Origin of the sequence: Blattabacterium cuenoti BPAA (assembly GCF_000348805.1) — a bacterium.
GTDB lineage: Bacteria > Bacteroidota > Bacteroidia > Flavobacteriales > Blattabacteriaceae > Blattabacterium > Blattabacterium cuenoti_B.
Genome location: NC_020510.1, coordinates 368,396 through 388,971 on the forward strand (window position 1 = coordinate 368,396; position 20,576 = coordinate 388,971).

Sequence of the window (20,576 nt, forward strand, 5' to 3'; positions counted from 1 at the left end):
TTATACGAATTTTTTTTACAAAAGCTTAATTTTCCATAATGGAACAAAGTTAGATAAAATATAATGAAAAAAGGAAAAATGATTATTTTATCAGGTCCTTCTGGATCTGGAAAAACCACTATTTCGCATTGTTTACTTTCAAGATTTCCGGAATTAAAATTTTCTGTTTCATGTACTACACGATCTATTCGAAACAATGAAAAACATGGAAAAGATTATTATTTTTTATCTGTGAACTCTTTTATTTCCAAAATCAAAACACATCAATTCGCAGAATGGGAAGAGGTTTATCCTCAATTATTTTATGGAACTTTAAAAAACGAAATTTCAAAAATTTTGAAATCAAATCGACATGTTTTATTCGATATAGATGTAAAAGGAGGATTAAATTTAAAAAAACAATATCCCAACAATTCCTTATCCATATTTATAATGGTAAATTCTATAAAAATTTTAAAAAAAAGATTGTTTACAAGATCTTATGATGAAAAAAACAATAAAACGAACATAAATATCCGTTTAAATAAGGCAAGAAAAGAAAATAGTTATGCAAAATTATTTGATTTTGTTTTATTCAATTTTGATTTATATCAAACAAAAAAAAAAGCAATCCAGATTGTTTCCAATTTTATTTTATGAAAAAAAAAATCGGGGTGACTGGATTTGAACCAGCAAACACACGCCCCCCAGACGTGTACTCTAACCGACTGAGCTACACCCCGATGACTCCTCAGGCTGGATTCGAACCAGCGACACCCTGATTAACAGTCAGGTGCTCTAACCAACTGAGCTACTGAGGATTTATAGGTATTTTTTTTATCCTTATTTTATGCCTTCCACCTTCAAAATTTGTTTTCAAAAATATTTCTACAATTTCTATAATTTCATTTTGATTTATAAAACGTGCTGGAAAACTAATGATATTAGCATTATTATGTTTTCTTGCTAAAACAGCTATTTCTTTTTTCCATACTAAAGCGGCACGAATTTTTTTATATTTATTAGCCGTCATAGCTGCTCCATTTCCGCTTCCACATATAATGATTCCGAAATTAGCTTTTCCTTGATTGACAAATTCCGCTGTAGGATGAACAAAGTCAGGATAATCAACTTGTTTTCCATATTCGGAAAATCCAAAATCTTTGATTTTGTGACCTTGTTTCATCAAAAAATTGTTGATTGCATATTTATAATGTACACCCGTATGATCAGATCCTATTGCTATTAACATTCCATTTTTTCGCAAAAAAAACAAAAATAAATATACATCAAAAATTTGAAAATTTTTATTATTTTTAATATATTGTGGCATGTTGATCATATCATTTAATGCTTTATAAAAAATGTCTTTCTTAAATGATGAAAAAAATAAAAACTGTTGACGATTTCAATTTCGAAAATCAAACAGCTCTAATAAGGGTAGATTTTAATGTTCCTGTAAACAAATTTCAAAAAATAATAGATGATACACGTATTCAATATAGTATTCCTACTATTCAAAAAATTATTTCTGAGAAAGGAAAAATCGTTCTTATTTCTCATTTTGGAAGGCCAAAAGGAATCCCTACTAAAACTTATTCTTTAAAATTTTTAGCTGATTATTTATATCAACAACTAAAAATCAATGTTTTTTTTTTCGAAGATTGTATAGGAGAAGCTGTAATAAATAAAGTTCATGAATTAAAACATGGTGAAATTTTGTTATTGGAAAATCTACGTTTTTATAAAGAAGAAGAGAAAGAAGACATAAATTTCGCTTATGAATTATCAAAATTAGGAGATATCTATGTTAACGATGCTTTTGGAGTAGTTCATCGGTTTCATACTTCCATAACTATTCTTCCAAGGTTTTTTGGAAATAAAAAATGTATTGGTCTTCTTATGAAAAAAGAAATTCAATATTTAGATCAGTTTTTATATGGAAAAGGAAAAAGACCTATTACTGTTTTATTAGGAGGAGCAAAAATTTCTTCTAAAATAAAACTTGTTGAAAGTTTCGTTGATTTCGCAGATTCTATTCTAATAGGTGGTGGAATGTCTTATCCTTTTATAAAAATAAAAGGAGGAAGAATAGGAAATTCTACGATTGAAAAGGATCAAACGATTGAAAAAACATTAAAAAATTTTTTTCAAAAATATAAAAATAAAATTAGTATCATCCATCTTCCAAAAGATGTGGTAATAGCTGATTCATTTAAAAATGAAGCCAATACTAAAATTGTACCTATTCATTCTATTCCAAATGGATGGATGGGATTAGATATAGGCCCTCTTTCTATAAAAAATTTTTGCAACATTATAGAAAAATCAAAAACTATTTTATGGAATGGCCCTGTAGGTGTTTTCGAATTTTCAAATTTTTCTTTAGGAACTAAATCCATAGCAAGAGCAATTGCAAATGCAACTGAAAAAGGTGCGTTCTCTTTAGTAGGAGGAGGAGATTCTATTGCTTCACTAAAAATGGAAAATTGTGATAAAAAAATAAGTTATTTATCTACTGGAGGAGGAGCAATGTTAGATTGTTTAAAAAATAAAACACTTCCCGGAATAAATGCAATAATAATATAAAAACCAAGGTTTTTGATTATATTTGTTTTCTTAATAAAACATATTTAAAAAAAATAACTATGTCATTTAAACTTCCAAAATTACCTTATTCATATAAAGATTTTGAACCTTATATAGATAGAAAAACAATGGATATTCATTACAATAAACATCATGCTACTTATACAAATAACTTAAATAAGGCTATTTCAAATACAAGCATGATAAATTTATCCATAATAGAAATCTTAAAAAGAGCTCATATTGAATCTCCAATAATACGGAATAATGGAGGAGGTTTTTATAATCATAATCTTTTTTGGGAAATATTAATTCCTCATACAAAATATACTCATCCAAGTAGAAATTTCAATGAAATTATTCAAAAAAACTTTGATTCTTTTGATTCTTTTAAAGACGATTTTTCTAAGGTATCAGCTAACCATTTTGGTTCTGGATGGACTTGGTTATGTATAAAAGATGATAAATTAACAATTTGTTCTACAAAAAATCAAGATAATCCTCTTATGTATAGAATGGGTTGTGAAGGAATTCCAATATTAGGATTGGATATTTGGGAACATGCTTATTATTTACAATATCAAAATCGTCGTTTAGATTACATTTCTTCTTTTTGGAAAATAGTGAATTGGATAAAAGTAGAAGAAAATTACAAAAAAGCAAAAAAATAAATAATATTTTTTTTTGGGAAAAATTGTATTAGAAAATATTAAACTAAATAAATAATATTTTTTTTTGGGAAAAATTGTATTAGAAAATATTAAACTATTTGGATTTCATGGATGCATGCCAGAAGAGGAATATGTTGGATCTCATTATACGATTTATTTAGAAGTTGAATTTGATTTTCATCAAGCATCTACTAATGATGATTTATCCAAAACTATTAATTATGTAGATTTGTATTCTATTGTCAAAAAAGAAATGAATATTAATTCTAAATTAATTGAACATTTAGCACAAAGAATAATTCAAAGGATAAAAGAATATAAAAAACCTTTAATAAAAAATACAAAAATAAAAATTTGTAAGGAAAATCCTCCGTTACAAGGAAATGTAGATAGAGTATGCATTATTTTAGATGATTGATTCTCGTTTATTTATGGCACTGTGGCCGAATGGAAAGGCATGGGTCTGCAAAACCTTTTATAGCGGTTCGATTCCGCTCTGTGCCTTTTTAAACTTTTTCGTACACATTTGCAATTTTTTTAAAAATCAAAAAATTAACTCTATTGTATAAAAAAGGATGAAGATAAATAATATTCTGATTTCACAACCTCTTAGTGGTGGATCTAATGCCCCATATATAAAACTTAGTAAAAATAAAAATATAAATATTGATTTTAGGTCTTTTATAGAAGTAAAAGGAGCATCATCCAGTGATGTAAGAAAACAGAAAATAAACTTTTCTGATTTTACCGTGGTTCTTTTTATTAGTAAAAAATCTGTAGATCACTATTTCAGACTAGCAGAATCAATGCGTTTTAAAGTTCCTGTTTCTATGAGATATATTTGTCAAACAGAAACTATAGCTTACTATTTGCAAAAATATATTGTTTTTCGAAAAAGAAAAATTCATATTGGAAATAAATCATTCAAAGATATACTCCCTTATATTCAAAAACATTTCCAAGAGAAATTCCTTTTACCTTCTTCGGATATACTGAAACCAGAAATTCCTGATATGTTAAATAAACAAAACATTTTTTGGAAAAGAGCTATTTTATATAAAACAACTTCTAGTGATTTATCTGATTTAAAACATATATACTATGATATTTTAGTTTTTTTTAGTCCAGCAGAAATCAAATCTTTATTTGATAATTTTCCTAATTTTGATCAGAACAATATTAAAATTGCTACCTTTGGTAAAAATACATTAGATGCTGCTTATAAAGCAGGATTAAAAATTGATATAAAAGTCCCCACACCGGAATTTCCTTCTATGGCTATGGCTTTAGAAAAATATATTATAAAAAACTAAAAGTTTAATAAAAAACGACCTATACGTTGTTTCGGTTATATAATAAATTTAATAATTAATTAAATAATTAATTATTTTAAAATAAGAACTTGAATTCAAGAATATTACACTCGTAATGTAAGAATCGTTATTCTATTCTACTGTTACTGATTTTGCTAAATTTCTTGGTTTATCCACATTTTTTCCACGGATATAGGCTATTTGATAAGCAAATAATTGAAGAGGTATAACAGTTATTAACGGACTAAGTATTTCAGAAATATTCGGTATTTTTATCACATGATCTGCTAACATATTAACTTGAATATCCCCTTCGTTAACAATCGCTATAATTTTTCCTTTTCTAGCTTTAATTTCTTGAATATTTCCAATAATTTTGTTGTAATATCCTTTCTTTGTCGCAATAACAAATACTGGCATATTTTCATCAACTAAAGCTATAGGACCATGTTTCATTTCTGCTGCAGGATATCCTTCTGCATGAATATAGGAGATTTCCTTTAATTTTAAAGCCCCTTCTAAAGCTACCGGAAAATTAATCCCTCTACCTAAATAAAGAAAATGATTTACATTATGATATACTTGAGATATCTTTCTTATAGTGTCATCCATTTTTAATGTATAATCAACTTTTTCTGGAATAGATCCAAGTTCTTTACATAAAAATTCATAACAACGGTCATTAATGGTAGATCTATATTTTCCTATAATTAAAGCCAATAAAACAAGAACTGTAATTTGTGCCGTAAAAGCTTTTGTAGAAGCCACACTGATTTCAGGACCGGCATGTGTATAAGCTCCTGCATCTACATTTCGTGCTATAGATGATCCTACTACATTGCAAATTCCAAATACAAAAGCTCCTTTTTTTTTTGCTAATTTCAAAGCGGCTAAAGTATCAGCTGTTTCTCCTGATTGAGAAATTACAATAACAATATCTTTTTTTCCTATAATAGGATTTCTATACCTGAATTCAGAAGCGTACTCTACTTCTACACGAATACGTGTTAACTCTTCTAATAAATATTCTCCTATTAAACTGGCGTGCCACGAGGTCCCACATGCTACTATAGTTATACATTTAGCATTTATAAAAATATTTTTGTTAGATTCAATTCCGTCAATACAAATAATTTTTTCTGGAATTAATAATCGACCTCGTAAAGTATCTAAAATTGTTTTAGGTTGTTCATATATTTCTTTCAACATGAAATATTTATATTTTCCTTTCTCAATTTCTTTTAAATTGATTTTAAGTTGTTTAATAATTGGATTTAATCGATGGTTATCTACAATCTTTCTAAGGTCTAAATCCTTTCCTTTTTTAAGGATTGCCATTTCTCCATCTTTTAAATAAAGAACATTTTTTGTATAATCCATAAAAGAAATGGGATCAGATGAAACAAAAAATTCTTTTTCATTAATACCCAAAGACAAAGGACTTCCCAATTTTGCAATAATAATTGTTTCGGGATGAGATTTTTCTACTATAGCAATAGAATATGCACCTACAATTTCATTTAATGAAATTCTTACAGCTTCTTTTAAAGATAATTTATTTTCTTTTTTAAGATACTCAATCAAATTAACGAGAACCTCTGTGTCCGTTTTACTCTTAAAAGTAAATCCATTTTTCAACAGAATAATTTTAATAGCATAGTAATTTTCTATAATTCCATTATGAATCATAATCAATTCATTAGAATTAGAAACATGAGGATGAGCATTAATGTTATCTGGAATACCATGAGTAGCCCATCTTGTATGACCAATTCCCATTGTTCCTTTTATTTGAATTCTATATGAAGAAATTTTTTTTTCCAATTCATGAACTCTACCCTTTGTCTTATATAAATTATATCCATTTTTAAAAAAGACAGCAATTCCAGAACTATCATATCCTCTATATTCCAATTTTTTTAATCCACTAATAAGAATAGGATAAGCTTCTCTATAACCCAAATAACCAATTATACCACACATTTTAGATAAAAATAATATCTATTTAATTTATTTGTTCTAAAATAGTTTCTTTATAAAATTGTTGATAAACGGTTTCTATTTCTTCTACAGGATAATATTTTAATACTAATAGTTTATTCACTTTTATATAATTTTCTATTTCTTCTGGAAAAAAAAGATCTCCTTTTATAATCGCATCTGAGAAATACATACATAATTTGATTAAATTAAAATAATTTGGATTTTCTAACAATTTTAATTGTTTAGATTTGATACCATCAAATTTTATTTTTCGAATAATATCTTTATTCAAAAAACCCTTAAAAGGTTTATTATAAATAGATACGACAATCTTTACATTTTGATACACAGGATCATTTTTATAAAAATTCTTAATATATAAAGGAATCAAAGAACTTATCCATCCATATATGTGTATAATATCAGGTTTCCAATTTAGTCTTTTTACAGTTTCTAAAACTCCTTTTGTAAAAAATAAAGCTCTTTCATCATTATCTAGAAAAAAAACTTCATTTTCATCTTGATCTATTGCTTTTCTTTTGAAATATTCTTCGTTGTCTATAAAATAGACTTGTAATCTAGCATCAGGAATGGATGCTACTTTTATTAATAAAGGTTGATCAATATCATTGATCACTAAATTCATGCCTGATAAACGAATGACTTCATGTAATTGATGTCTTCTTTCATTGATGACTCCAAAACGAGGCATAAATATACGTACATCGTTTCCTATTGATTGCATAAACTTAGTGGCTTTTAACACAGATAAGGATATCGGATTCTCTGAAGAAAAAGGAAATAAATCCGAAGAAACATATAATATACGTTTACCTGTCATCTTAAGAGTTATTTTTATTTTTTTATATATAGTAAAAAAACGGATCATTGCAAATATAATAAATAATATCCTAAGTTTAATAACAAAAATTAAACAGTGATTTTTTTATTAAAAATTTTTAGATTATAGATTTTTAACTTTTTAATAGATAAATATGTTTTTGTCATGAAAAAAGAAAGAAAAAAAAAATATTACAATAATTTATCTACAGGATTTATTAATATTACTAATCATGGGTATGCATTTGTTCATATAAAGGAATTTCAAAAAGATATTTTTATTCCAAAAAATAAAATCCATCAAGCATTAGAAGGAGATTTAGTCAAAATTAGATTTTATTATAAAGGAGTGAAAATAGAAGGAGAAGTTTTAAAAATCATAAAGAGAAAAACTAAACAATTTATTGGAATATTAAAAAAATCGAATATCCAATCTAATGATAAATATGGAATCGTACATAATAATAGTATTCATGTAGATATTTTAGTTTCCATGAAAAAATTGGATAAGTATCATCACAATGATAAGGTATTGGTTCAAATTATATCATGGCCTCAAAAATTGAGAAATCCTTTGGGAAAAATCATAAAAGTATTCGGATCTTCTGGAGAATACAAAACAGAAATTTATTCTTTATTAGAAGAATATAAAATGTCCTACAAATTTTCCAAAAAAATGGAAAATGAAGCTGAAAAAATTTTTTCCGAACAAATTATAGATTTAAGCTTTAGAAAAGATATGCGAAACGTAAATACTTTTACTATAGATCCTTTAAATGCAAAAGATTTTGATGACGCCCTTTCTATTAGAAAATTGAATACTGATATTTGGGAAATAGGGGTACATATCTCTGATGTTTCTCATTATATAAAAGAAGGAAGTTTATTAGATAAAGAAGCATATTCACGTGCTACATCAATTTATTTTGTAGGAAAAGTTATTCCTATGCTTCCAAAAATATTGTCTAATAATCTTTGTTCTTTACAACCAAAAAAAGATAAATTAAGTTTTTCCTATATTTTTAATATAAATAGTCAAGGAGAAATATTGAAAAGTTGGTTTGGAAAAACCATAATACGATCTGATCGAAAGTTTACGTATGAAGAAGTTCAGTGTATTATAGATCAAAAAAAAGGAGATTATTATGAAGATATTTACACATTATTTTCATTTTCTAAAATATTAATTCAAAATCGATTAAAAAATGGAGGAATTTATCTGGAAAAAGTGGAGGTAAAGTTTCATCTAGATGAAAAAAACAATCCAACATCTTTACATTTGGAAAAAAACAATGATGCTCATCGTTTAATTGAAGAATTTATGTTATTAACTAATCGAAAAATTTCAGAATTTGTTAGCTTAAATTTGAATGGAATACCTTCTAATAAACTATATATTTACAGGATACATGATAAACCTGATTTTCAGAAGATTTTATCTCTTAAAAAAATTATAGAACCTTTAGGTTATTTTTTAGATTTAAAAAATTTAAAAACTTCTATAAATCATTTATTAAAACAAATCAAAGGAAAACCAGAACAAAATATGATTGAGAATTTAATTCTTCGTTCCATGAGTAAAGCTAAATATTCTACAAAAAATATAGGACATTATGGATTGTCTTTCATATACTATACTCATTTTACTTCTCCCATAAGAAGATATTCAGATATAATTGCTCATCGTTTGTTATATTATTATTTAAATAATAATAAAAAAAGGAATAAATACAAACTTAAAACGATAGAATGTTATGAAAAACAAACCCAACATTGTAGTTATAAAGAACGTTTAGCTATAGATATAGAGAGAGAATTTCTAAAATTCATACAAGTAAAATATATAAAAAAATTTATAGGAAAAGAATTTTATGGTATTATTACAGGATTTACTGATTGGAGTGTTTATATTGATTTATTATTGTTTCAAACTGAAGGAATGGTAAAATTACGTGATATTAAAGAAGATTCTTATATTTTAAATTCAAATAATTATAGTATAATTGGAAAAAAAAAAAGAAAGACTTATTATTTAGGAGATAAAGTAAAAGTAAAACTTATGGATGTCAATATAGAAAAAAAACAAATAATTCTTGATTGGGTTGATCATACATGAATTTATATCCTAACAGAAGAAGGGACAAATGTCGTATAATCTCCTCCATTTTTTATCACATCTCTCACAATATAAGAACTTATATGAGATTTATCATAAGAAGAAAAAAGATAAACTGTTTCAATAATATGTTTTTTATATAATTCTTTATTTATCAAAAATATATTTTTTTCAAATTCAAAATCCAATTGATTTCGGACTCCTCTTAATAAGAATTTAGCTTTTCTTTTTATGCAAAAAGAAATTGTTAATCCGTTGAATGAATCGATTTCTATTTTATGTGATAAACTTAAAAAAGTTTTTTGTATCCACTTTTTTCTCTTTTTAAGAGAAAACATATTTTTCTTTTCAAAATTTTTCCCTATAGCTATAACAATTTTATCAAATAAATTTAAAGCCCTAATAATAATATCATAATGTCCTAAAGTAATGGGATCAAAAGATCCAGGAAATACTGCAATTTTTTTATTCATTTTTTAGAAATATATTTATATATAAATTTTTTTTGGAAAAAATATCATTTATTTTTTCTTCTAAATTAGAATATTATTATAATAAATAATGAACAAATCATGCTCTGATTGTTTAAATAAATGTGAAAAAAAAGAAAGTATTTTAAAAAAAAAATGTTACGAACTTAATGTATTGGATTGGTTATCTAATATTCAATCTCCTTTTGAAGGCCAAAAATATAATATTGTAGAAATACAATTTAAAAATAATAGAAAAGAATTTTTTCTTAATCAAGAAAAAATATTTCTTGATCAGGGAGATATTGTAACTGTAGAAACTAAATCCGGTATAGGACATGATGTAGGAGTAGTTTATTTAACTGGAGAATTGGCAAGATTACAAATAAGAAATCAAACTATTAATTCAAAAACTTTTAGAAAGGTATACAGAAAATCAACATATAAAGAAGTAAATATTTGGAAATATTTTAAAAAAAAAGAAAATACAACTCTTTTCAAAGCTAAAAAAATTGCAAAAAATCTAAATCTTATTATGAAAATTTGTGATGTAGAATATCAAGGAGATGGAAGAAAAGCTATCTTTTATTATACAGCTGAAAATAGAATTGACTTTAGAAAATTAATTAAAGAATTCGCTTTTTATTTTCATACACGTATAGAAATGCGTCAAATAGGATATAGACAAGAGGCTGCAAAAATTGGTGGAATCGGTTCTTGTGGTCGTGAGCTTTGTTGTTCCACTTGGTTAAAAAAATTTAAAAGTGTAACAACCAATTCAGCAAGATATCAACAACTCTCTATAAATATTCAAAAACTAACCGGACAATGTGGTAAATTAAAATGCTGTCTGAATTATGAATTAGATGCTTACTTAGATGCTATAAAAGATTTTCCAGATTTTAATAGAAAAATTTATACAGAAAAAGGAGCAGCTCAGTGTATGAAAATTGATGTTTTTAAACGAAAAATGTGGTTTTCTTATATTAAAAACCCCAATACTTGGTTTAGAATAGAAGTAAAAAAAATTAAAGAAATTTTAGAAAAAAATAAAATAGCACCTCCTTTAGAAGAATTATCAACTATCAATACTATTCAAAAAACAGAATTAACATTTAAAGATCTATCTATATAACAAAAACATTTTTCATAAATAAAATAATTTTTTCGTGTATAAAAAAAGTACAAAAATAAATTCTTTCTTTTATAAACTTATTTTTTATTTTTGGTTTTTATTTATTATAGGAATAAGTATCATTATTATTATTTTTTATGCAGCTTTTAAAGGTTATTTAGGAAACTTACCTAGCACTCAGGATATAGAAAATCCTGCAATGAAAGTAGGATCAGAGGTATATGACTCTAATGGAATATTATTAGGAAAATTTTTTTCCGAAAATAGAACTTTAGTTACTTATAAACAACTTCCAAAAGATCTCGTAAATGCACTTCTTGCAAAAGAAGATATTCGTTTTAAATACCATTCTGGTATTGATATTAAATCTTTTCTGAGAGCCATTCTTTCTTTAGGAAAAAAAGGAGGAGGAAGTACTATATCACAACAATTGGCTAAACTTCTTTTTACAGGACCATCTGCAAAAAATAAATTTCAAAGAATTCATCAAAAACTTTTAGAATGGGTAATGGCTATTGAATTGGAAAAACGTTATACAAAAGAAGAAATTATTACTATGTATTATAATAAATTTGATTTCTTGTATAATGCAAAAGGAATCGAAACAGCAGCTCATACTTATTTCAATAAAAAGGTTTCTGAACTCAATTTAGGAGAATGTGCTATCCTAGTGGGTATGCTAGAAAATCCTTCTTTATACAATCCTAGAAATTATCCTGATAGAACAAAAAAACAAAGAAATTTGGTTTTACATCAAATGAAAAAATACAATTTTTTGAATATACATAAATATAAAAAAGAATTGGAAAAACCTGTGAAAATAAATTTTAAAATACAAAAAAAAGATTTCGAATTACTTACTTATTATGGAGAATTTTTAAAAAAAGAAATTCAAGAAGCTTTAGATGAATATGAAGAAAAGACTGGAAAAAAACTTAATCTTTATTCTAGTGGATTAAAAATATATACATCAATTGATGCTAAAATGCAAAATTATGCAGAAAAAGCCGTAAAAAAACATCTTAGTCAATTACAAGTTTTGTTTAATCGTTTTCAAAAAAAAAATAAAAATGCTCCATTTTTAAAAATTTCTCAAAAAAAAACAAAACAAATACTCATATCTGCCATGCACAGGACCTCTCTTTATCAAGATTTAAAACAAAAAGGATTCAAAGAAGAAGAAATTATAGAAATATTTAAAAAACCACAATTAATCAAATTATTTACTTGGAAAGGATCCAAAAAAGTATTTATATCTCCATGGAATTTTATTCGTTATCAAAAAAGTATTATACAAGCAGGAATGTTATCAGTAGAATCATCTACTGGATTTATTAAAGCATGGGTAGGAGGAATAGATTTTAATTATTTTCAATATGATCATGTAGCACAAACACAACGTCAAGTTGGTTCTGTTTTTAAACCTATTTTATATGCTACAGCTATTAATGAATTACATTATAATCCTTGTACAAAAATTTCAAATGAGAAATTCCATTTTGGAAAATGGAGTCCTAGAAATTCTAATGGAAAATACGGAGGGACTCTTACTTTAAAAGATGGGTTAGCTTTTTCTGTGAATACTATTTCAGCTCGTTTAATCTCAAAGATTACTCCAGGTCCAGTAATTAGCTTAGCAAAAAAAATGGGAATCGAATCTATAATTCCTGAACATCCATCTATTGCACTTGGTTCTGCTGATTTGACTTTATATGAAATGACAGGAGCATTTAATACATTTACAAATTATGGAACTTATGTAAAACCCTCTATTTTAGTAAAAATAGAGAATGAAAATGGAAATTTAATTAAAGAGCATGTAGATCTTAGTAGAAGACAAGTTTTTAGCGAAGAAGTAGGATATATTATGTTAAAATTAATGCAAGGAGTAGTTAAATATGGAACAGCAAAAAGATTACAATCTTACAATCTTACAGGAGATATAGCTGGAAAAACAGGAACAACAAATGAAAACTCAGATGGATGGTTTATAGGGATGATTCCTAATTTAACTACCGGAATTTGGGTTGGTTGGGAAGATCGATTTTCCCATTTTGATAGCATTAAATTAGGACAAGGAGCAAATATGGCTTTACCTATATGGGCTTATTATATGAAAAATTTATATAAAGATATGAATTTGATTTATCATGATAAATTATTGTTTCAAAAACCTAAGAATTATCAATCTCATTGGGATCATTGCAATGATGAAAACCATCATCATCTTAAAGAAGAAAAAGAAAACGTTATTAGTGAAGAAAAAAAAGAAGAGGAAAAAAATTCTTTAAAAGAAATTATAGATGTTGATGAAAATTTCAATTTAGAAAATTGAAAAGATAATGATAAATAAGTAAGATATGATCAAAAAAATATTAATTTTAGATAAAAATCATCCTTTTATTATATATAAATTAAAAAAAAAAGGATTTATTTGCGATGAAAATTACAACGATCCAACAAATCAAATTAATCTATCTACATATGATGGTGTCATTTTGAGAAGTAGATTAAAAATAGATAAAGAATTTATTGAAAAAGCTAAAAACTTAAAATTTATAGCTCGTATTGGATCTGGAACAGAAAATATAGATAAAGATCATGCTATCAAAAAAGGAATCACTTTAATTTCTTCTCCAGAAGGAAATAAAGATGCGGTAGCAGAACATGCTATAGGAATGCTTTTATGCATGATGAATCATATAATTCATTCACATCAACAAATCATTACAGGAAAATGGAGTAGAGAGACCAATAGAGGAATAGAAATTATGGGAAAAACAATAGGAATCATTGGATATGGAAATACAGGAAAATCTTTCGCGAAAAAACTCTCAGGTTTTGATGCTAAAATATTATGTTATGACATATTGCCTAAAGTGGGAGATATTTACGCAAAACAAGTCAACATGAGTACGATTTTTAAAAAATCAGATGTAATAAGTTTACACGTTCCTTATACAAAAAGAACAAAAGGAATGATCAACTATGATTTTATAAAAAGATTTTACAAACCTTTTTATTTGATAAATACTTCTCGTGGAGGATGTTTAATTACAAGTCATTTAGCAAAAGCATTAAAAAATGGAAAAATATATGGAGCATGTTTAGATGTATTAGAATATGAAAATTTTTCTTTTAATCATATTTTTTTAAATCAAAAATTTCATAAAAGTTTTCTCTATCTTATTCATTCTAATAAAGTCATATTTACACCACATATTGCAGGATGGACTAAAGAATCAAAATTTAAAATGGATAAAAAAATTGTGGAAAAAATTATTTTTTTAAACCAAAAATTTCATAAAACATGATTGTAATCATTATAAAAATAAAAGTTAATTTTTTTTTGTTTCTTTAACTCTCAAAAATTAATATACATCTTTTAAGTATCTTCCTTCCTTTTTCATTTTTCTTATAAAAAGTTTAGATTCACATTTTCCTACTTCTTCTATGACACGAGATATCATTTTTTCTACATCTACACTCATAGGAATTTTATTTCCACAAACATAAACATAGGCTCCATTTTTTATCCATGAAAAAAATTCTATTCTATTTCTCCATATTTTATCTTGCACATAAATTTTTTCTTTTTGATCTCTAGAAAAAGACCAAATGACACGATAAAGAATTCCTTTTTTTTTCCAATTTAAAATTTCTGTTTTGTATAAAAAATCCGTATCAAAATGTTGATCTCCAAAAAATAACCAGTTTTTACCCGTAGCTTTTGTTACTTCTCTTTCATATAAAAAAGAACGAAAAGGAGCAATTCCAGTTCCAGGTCCAATAAGAATTATATTCTTATCAGTACTAGGTAATTTAAATATTTTATTTTTATAAATAAAAAAAGATAATTGATCTCCTATTTTAAGTTTAGATAAAAAATCAGAACAATGACCATATACTGTTTCTCCATTTAATTGAAAACGATGACGAGATACAGTAATATGAATTACATTTCCATGAGCTTTAGGAGATGAAGAAATAGAATATAGTCTAGGTTTTATAGGCTCTATAATTTTTATTAAATCTTTTAAAGAATATTCATTTTTCATAGGAAATTTTATTAAAAGATCAATAAGTTTCCATTCTTTATTTAAAGAAATATTTTTTTTTTCCGATAAAAAAGAATATTTCTTTAAAAAATTTTCCGATAAAAAAAGAATATTGAATTTTTTTTTCAAAAGATAAGATATTTTATTTTTTTCTTCATATTCATATTTTTCAAATTCTTTTTTTCTATTTTTTTTTACATATTCTATAATATGATCTCTTTCTTTAGAAGGATTTTCAGGAAAAACGCCTATAGAGTCCCCAGGAGAATATTCTATTTGATTCGAAACGAAAATTTCAATATGATGAATTTCTTTATTCGAACCTTTTTCTTGATTATTTAAAATTATGTTTTTTAAAATCTTTCCACATATTTTATGATTTTTTTTTTTTGTATAAATTTCATTTTTTTTTTTTAAAAAATTTAAAATTTCTGAAAACCATTTATATGCTTGATTTTCATAATCTACGTCACATTTATATAATGGAATAATTCTTGTCGCTCCTATATTATGCAAACGTTTATCTACATCTTCTCCTGCTTTACAAAAATAAGTATAGGATTTGTCTCCCAATGCTAGTACACTGTATTTCATGTTATTTAAAAACAGATTCTTGTTATGATGAATAAAATCAAAAAAAGATTTTGCAGAAAAAGGAGGTTCTCCTTCTCCATGGGTACTCATTACAATAAAAAAATAATCTTCTTTTTCTAAATTTTTTAAACAATATTGATCTAAACTAATCAATTGTATTTTAATTTTTTCCTTTTTAGCTTTTTCATAAAGGTCAAAAGCTAAGTTTTTAGCATTACCTGTTTCTGTACCATAAACCAACGTAATTTTTTTTTCCTCTTTTTTGATTTCTTTATAATCTTTTTTTTTAGAAAATAACAATCCAGATATATAACCACACATCCATATCATTTCTTCTGGAGAGGATTCTTGTATTAATTTAAAAAATGTTTTATTATTTGATTCAGATAACATTTTAATTTTTTTGTTAGAGTTTTGTATGTAATAAAATAATTGACACTATTTCAAATTTTTAATAGCCTTGAATTGCAAAAATTTCCTTTTTTTCATACTTTTTGATCATATTTCTTTTTCTAGAAAAAGATCATCTACTGATAAATATCTTTCTCCAGTATCATAATTTACTGTTAAAATCGTGGATTTTTTTGAAAAATTAGATAATTGTTTTTCTATAGCAGACAATGAAGCTCCAGTAGATATTCCAACAAGAATTCCTTCTTTTTTTGCCATTTTTCTAACATAATGAAAGGCTTCTTCTTTAGAGACTAAAAAAGTACCATCTAATATTTTTACATTCAAAATAGACGGAATAAAACCTGCACCTAATCCTTGTAAAGAATGAGAATTAGGAGTTCCTCCAAATATAACTGGTGATTCTATAGGTTCCACAGAAAAGATTTTTATATTCGGAAACTGATTTTTTAATATTTCTCCTATTCCGGTAATATGACCTCCAGTTCCCACTCCTGTAATGAAATAATCTATTCCTTTAGGAAAAGCGTTTATTATTTCTTTTGCCGTTGTATTTTTATGTATATTTGGGTTTGAGATATTATCAAATTGTTTAGGCATCCAGGAATTTGGAATAGTGTTGATTAATTCTTCCGCTTTCTGAATTGCTCCTTTCATTCCATGTTCTTTTGAAGTTAGAACAAATTTTGCTCCAAAAATAGAAAATAATTTTCTCCTTTCAATACTCATAGATTCTGGCATCACTAAAATCAGACGATAATCCTTTACAGAACAAACCATAGCTAATCCTATTCCTGTATTTCCAGAAGTTGGTTCTATAATAATATCACCTTTGTGAATTTTTCCTTTTTTTTCTGCATCTTCTATCATAGATAAAGCTATTCTATCTTTTATGCTTCCTCCAGGATTATTTTTTTCCAATTTTATCCATATCTGATGATTAGGAAATAATCTTTTAAGACGTATATGAGGCGTATTTCCGATAGTTTTTAATATGCTATCAACTTTCATTTTTTTTATTTTTTTTATATCATATAATTAATGGGATCAGGAAAAGGACTGTTATTTCTCATTTTGATTTCGTTCTTCTGATATACTATAGAAAAAGGAGGTATACTTTTTGTAACCCAAACATTACCTCCAAGTACACTATCATGACCTATTATAGTTTCTCCTCCTAAAACAGTCGCTCCAGCATAAATTGTAACTTTATCTTCTATTGTAGGATGACGTTTCGTATTGGCTAATTTTTTATCTACATAAATAGCTCCTAAAGTTACACCTTGATAGATTTTAACTTTATCTCCTATTTCCGTACTAGAACCTATAACGATTCCTGTTCCATGATCGATAGCAAAAGCCTCCCCTATTGTTGCAGATGCATGAATATCTACACCCGTTTTACTGTGTGCATATTCTGTAATCAATCTTGGAATAATTGGAATTTTTTGAATCCATAATTGATGTGCAATCCTGTATAATGCAGTCGCAAAAAAACCGGGGTAAGAAAGAAAAATTTCTTCTATAATTGTTGCGGCAGGATCAGATTTTAATATTGCATTAGCATCTATTATCAACGTTTGATAAATATTAGGAACTTCTTGAAAAAAAACTCGAGTAAGAGTGTCAGAATTTTTTTTGTTTATATTCAATTCAATAAAAATTTCATATAAAAGTATTTTTAATTTTTCGTATTCTTTTTTTAAAAAAATTACATCATTCAAAACATCCTGATTAGGAGTAAATAAAGTATGAAATAATTTTTTTACAAAAATTTCAGATTTTTTTTTATTAGGATAAATTCCTTTATTTCTATTATTTTCAAGTATAGTTGTTAAAAAATCTAACATTTATTTTTTTTGATTTTATTGGATCATACGAGCAGATTCCGTAAAAGAAGGAAAATTAATTTTCCTGTATATTAAATTATATCTTGATATACAATGAATTACAAATTCGTATTTTATATTTTTTTATATCCATTTTCAAAAAATAAAAACCCTTCGAGTAATTCAAAGGGATGTGTATGGTATTATATCAATGAAATCCAACAAATAGTTACGCAAATATAAGAATTTCTTTTTTTTCAAAAAACATGTTATATTATTATAAAAATTTTTCAAAACATTATGAAAAAAATCAAAGTCCACAATCCTGTAGTAGAAATAGACGGAGATGAAATGGCAAAAATTATATGGAAATATATAAAAACATATTTTATTTTTCCATACTTAGATATAAATATTATTTATTTCGATTTAGGAATCGAAAATAGAAATTTGACAGATGATCAAATTACTATAGAAGCCGCTTATGCTATAAAAAAATATAATGTAGGAATTAAATGTGCTACAATTACACCAGATAAAGATAGAATGAAAGAATTTCATTTAAAAAAAATGTGGAAATCTCCAAATGGAACTATTAGAAATATTATTAACGGAACTGTTTTTAGAGAACCTATCATAGTAAAAAATATTCCTCGTTTGATTCCAAATTGGATCCATCCTATATGTATTGCTAGACATGCTTATGCGGATCAATATAAAGCTATAGATTTTATGATTAAAGAAAAAGGAAAATTATACATTTCTTTTCTTCCGGATGATAAAAAAAACCAATCAGTAAAATATGAAATTCATCATTTTATGGGACCTGGTATTGCTATGGGTATGTATAACACAGATCAGTCTATTTATGGATTTGCTCGTTCTTGTTTTAATTATTCTGTATATAAAAAATGGCCTTTATTCTTATCTACCAAAAATACTATATTAAAAGCATATGATGAAAAATTTAAGAAAATATTTCAAGAAATATATGAAAATGAATTTAAATCAAAATTTGAAAACTTACAGATCACTTATGAACATCGTTTGATTGATGATATGATAGCAAAAACAATTAAATCAAATGGAAAATTTATATGGGCTTGCAAAAATTATGATGGAGATGTATTATCGGATTGTGTAGCCCAAGGATTTGGTTCACTAGGAATGATGACTTCTGTTTTGCTTACTCCAGATGGAAAAACTTTAGAATCTGAAGCCATTCATGGAACTATTACTAGACATTATAGATTGCATCAGAAAGGAAAAGAAACATCTACCAATCCTATCGCTTCTATTTTTTCTTGGACTCGTGCTCTTAAACACCGTGCTATTTTAGATAAAAATGCAGATTTAAAGGAATTTTCAGATAACATGGAAAAAGCATGTATAGATTTTATAGAATCTGGAAAAATGACTAAAGATTTATTTCAATTATCTAAAAAAAATGAACAAAAAAATAACTATTTGAATACCCAAACTTTTTTTAAAGAACTTAAAATATTTTTTGATCAAAGAATTAATAAGAAAACATAATATATTTTATGTTTTTATTATTCTTCTTATAATTTCTTTTCTTCTAAATTTATCTAATAAATTATCCGTAAAATGAGAAATGAAAAAAATACTTTTTGGTTTATAAAATTTTCTTTTACCATTAAAAATAGAATTTGGAATATGTAATGAAAAAGGGGGCCCTTCAATAATTAATATTACTTTTTCTCCCAAAATTTTATCTGGAATTGAGGTTATAAAAAATCGCTTTTCATAAGGAATAAAAGAACCAATTTCTTTTTCTATTAATTCAGGACTCATTTTAATTCCTCCACTGTTAATGACATTATCATATCTACCTATCCAAATAAATGTATTTTTAGATATCATATGAACAATATCATTGGTTTGAAAATATGAATCCATATAATAAACCCTCAAACAATTTCTATTGTCTACACTCAAAATAACATCTTGAAATGATTCATAAAAAATAGATTTATTGGGACCATTAATTTTTTTTATAGCTATATGACCTGAAGTTTCTGTCATTCCATAAGTAGAATAACAAATTGTTGAAATATTTTGCAATTTTTTTTCCAAAAAACTTGAAATAGAACATCCTCCTATTAAAATTATTTTAATATTTTTCAAGTATTCTAAACTAAAAAAAACTTGTATAGGAACCATTGATGTAATGTCAAAATAATATTCTTTAATATTTTTTAAAGGATTAGATGATGGAGGAACACAATATATTTTCCATTTAAAAATAATAGCACGTACTAAAAACATTTTAGCAGCTATAGAATCTGGAGATAAACATAATAATCCTTTAATTCCTTTTTTTTCAAGCTTTAAAAATTCTACAGTTTTTATAGCTCTTTCGTACATATGTTTTTTACGTAAAGAGATAACTTTAGAAAAACCTGTTGTTCCGGAAGTTATAGATAATATAATAGGTTTATTATCGTGCCAATTTTTCCAAAAAGAAAAAATAGATTTTTTCCAATCATTTTCTTTTTTTTCTTCTTCTTCTTTAGAAAAAGAAGAGATGAATCTTTCTTTTGAAGAAAAATCAATCCACATTTTTT

General features: G+C 25.5%; 18 protein-coding genes and 3 tRNA genes. 11 read left to right on the forward strand and 10 right to left on the reverse strand.

Features of this window, described 5'->3' with window-relative positions; all coding sequences use genetic code 11:
- Window positions 1-63: 63 nt before the first annotated feature.
- Window positions 64-639, forward strand: a complete 576-nt coding sequence (gmk, locus tag BPAA_RS01715) for a guanylate kinase (protein ID WP_015429948.1) — start codon at window positions 64-66, stop codon at window positions 637-639.
- Window positions 640-648: 9 nt separating this feature from the next.
- On the opposite strand, the gene BPAA_RS01720 is transcribed toward gmk, so the two are convergent.
- The 3 genes from BPAA_RS01720 to BPAA_RS03110 form a co-directional block, all read right to left on the reverse strand.
- Window positions 649-722, reverse strand: a tRNA-Pro gene (locus tag BPAA_RS01720).
- A 4-nt stretch (window positions 723-726) separates the two neighbouring features.
- Window positions 727-800: transfer RNA gene (locus BPAA_RS01725), tRNA-Asn, on the reverse strand.
- A complete protein-coding gene (locus BPAA_RS03110) occupies window positions 791-1,231 on the reverse strand; it encodes an RpiB/LacA/LacB family sugar-phosphate isomerase (protein ID WP_070097042.1) in 441 nt (146 codons plus the stop codon). Before BPAA_RS03110 ends, BPAA_RS01725 begins: the two co-directional genes overlap by 10 nt.
- A gap of 128 nt (window positions 1,232-1,359) precedes the next feature.
- Between BPAA_RS03110 and BPAA_RS01730 the strand changes: the two genes are divergently transcribed.
- From BPAA_RS01730 to BPAA_RS01750, 5 genes are all read left to right on the forward strand, one after another.
- Window positions 1,360-2,568: a phosphoglycerate kinase gene (locus BPAA_RS01730; RefSeq protein ID WP_081604576.1), complete on the forward strand. Its 1,209-nt coding sequence runs from the start codon at window positions 1,360-1,362 to the stop codon at window positions 2,566-2,568.
- 59 nt (window positions 2,569-2,627) lie between these two features.
- Entirely contained in the window at window positions 2,628-3,239 is a 612-nt protein-coding gene (locus tag BPAA_RS01735; RefSeq protein ID WP_015429951.1) for a superoxide dismutase, read from the forward strand.
- A gap of 64 nt (window positions 3,240-3,303) precedes the next feature.
- Entirely contained in the window at window positions 3,304-3,657 is a 354-nt protein-coding gene (gene folB / locus BPAA_RS01740; RefSeq protein ID WP_015429952.1) for a dihydroneopterin aldolase, read from the forward strand.
- A 15-nt stretch (window positions 3,658-3,672) separates the two neighbouring features.
- Window positions 3,673-3,743 (forward strand) — tRNA-Cys (locus BPAA_RS01745).
- Between the two features lie 71 nt (window positions 3,744-3,814).
- Window positions 3,815-4,552: a uroporphyrinogen-III synthase gene (locus BPAA_RS01750; protein WP_015429953.1), complete on the forward strand. Its 738-nt coding sequence runs from the start codon at window positions 3,815-3,817 to the stop codon at window positions 4,550-4,552.
- Window positions 4,553-4,684: 132 nt separating this feature from the next.
- Here BPAA_RS01750 and glmS read toward each other — a convergent pair whose 3' ends face one another.
- Both glmS and BPAA_RS01760 read right to left on the reverse strand, forming a co-directional pair.
- On the reverse strand, window positions 4,685-6,535 hold the full coding sequence (gene glmS, locus BPAA_RS01755) for a glutamine--fructose-6-phosphate transaminase (isomerizing) (RefSeq protein ID WP_015429954.1): 1,851 nt from the start codon (window positions 6,533-6,535) through the stop codon (window positions 4,685-4,687).
- Between the two features lie 22 nt (window positions 6,536-6,557).
- The gene (locus BPAA_RS01760) at window positions 6,558-7,376 is read right to left on the reverse strand and encodes a glycogen/starch synthase (RefSeq protein ID WP_023469938.1); all 819 of its coding nucleotides are present in this window, start codon (window positions 7,374-7,376) and stop codon (window positions 6,558-6,560) included.
- Between the two features lie 165 nt (window positions 7,377-7,541).
- Here BPAA_RS01760 and rnr point away from each other — a divergent pair, with 165 nt between their 5' ends.
- Complete coding sequence (gene rnr, locus BPAA_RS01765; protein ID WP_015429956.1) at window positions 7,542-9,491, forward strand: ribonuclease R; 1,950 nt, start codon at window positions 7,542-7,544, stop codon at window positions 9,489-9,491.
- A 2-nt stretch (window positions 9,492-9,493) separates the two neighbouring features.
- On the opposite strand, the gene coaD is transcribed toward rnr, so the two are convergent.
- Window positions 9,494-9,964, reverse strand: a complete 471-nt coding sequence (gene coaD / locus BPAA_RS01770) for a pantetheine-phosphate adenylyltransferase (RefSeq protein ID WP_015429957.1) — start codon at window positions 9,962-9,964, stop codon at window positions 9,494-9,496.
- Window positions 9,965-10,052: 88 nt separating this feature from the next.
- Here coaD and BPAA_RS01775 point away from each other — a divergent pair, with 88 nt between their 5' ends.
- From BPAA_RS01775 to BPAA_RS01785, 3 genes are read left to right on the forward strand one after another with little or no spacing between them, the layout of a single operon-like run.
- The gene (locus BPAA_RS01775) at window positions 10,053-11,096 is read left to right on the forward strand and encodes a PSP1 domain-containing protein (RefSeq protein ID WP_015429958.1); all 1,044 of its coding nucleotides are present in this window, start codon (window positions 10,053-10,055) and stop codon (window positions 11,094-11,096) included.
- 34 nt (window positions 11,097-11,130) lie between these two features.
- On the forward strand, window positions 11,131-13,431 hold the full coding sequence (locus BPAA_RS01780; RefSeq protein ID WP_015429959.1) for a transglycosylase domain-containing protein: 2,301 nt from the start codon (window positions 11,131-11,133) through the stop codon (window positions 13,429-13,431).
- 25 nt (window positions 13,432-13,456) lie between these two features.
- Window positions 13,457-14,410, forward strand: a complete 954-nt coding sequence (locus tag BPAA_RS01785; protein WP_015429960.1) for a 2-hydroxyacid dehydrogenase — start codon at window positions 13,457-13,459, stop codon at window positions 14,408-14,410.
- Window positions 14,411-14,467: 57 nt separating this feature from the next.
- Here the strand turns inward: BPAA_RS01785 and BPAA_RS01790 are convergent, their stop codons facing one another.
- The 3 genes from BPAA_RS01790 to BPAA_RS01800 form a co-directional block, all read right to left on the reverse strand.
- Window positions 14,468-16,141 (reverse strand): diflavin oxidoreductase, encoded by a 1,674-nt coding sequence (locus BPAA_RS01790; protein ID WP_015429961.1) that lies wholly within the window; start codon window positions 16,139-16,141, stop codon window positions 14,468-14,470.
- A 105-nt stretch (window positions 16,142-16,246) separates the two neighbouring features.
- On the reverse strand, window positions 16,247-17,170 hold the full coding sequence (gene cysK / locus BPAA_RS01795) for a cysteine synthase A (protein WP_015429962.1): 924 nt from the start codon (window positions 17,168-17,170) through the stop codon (window positions 16,247-16,249).
- Between the two features lie 14 nt (window positions 17,171-17,184).
- A complete protein-coding gene (locus BPAA_RS01800; protein ID WP_015429963.1) occupies window positions 17,185-18,009 on the reverse strand; it encodes a serine O-acetyltransferase in 825 nt (274 codons plus the stop codon).
- Window positions 18,010-18,288: 279 nt separating this feature from the next.
- Between BPAA_RS01800 and BPAA_RS01805 the strand changes: the two genes are divergently transcribed.
- Window positions 18,289-19,524, forward strand: a complete 1,236-nt coding sequence (locus BPAA_RS01805; RefSeq protein ID WP_015429964.1) for an NADP-dependent isocitrate dehydrogenase — start codon at window positions 18,289-18,291, stop codon at window positions 19,522-19,524.
- 6 nt (window positions 19,525-19,530) lie between these two features.
- Here the strand turns inward: BPAA_RS01805 and BPAA_RS01810 are convergent, their stop codons facing one another.
- Complete coding sequence (locus BPAA_RS01810) at window positions 19,531-20,571, reverse strand: AMP-binding protein (protein WP_015429965.1); 1,041 nt, start codon at window positions 20,569-20,571, stop codon at window positions 19,531-19,533.
- Window positions 20,572-20,576: the final 5 nt, after the last annotated feature.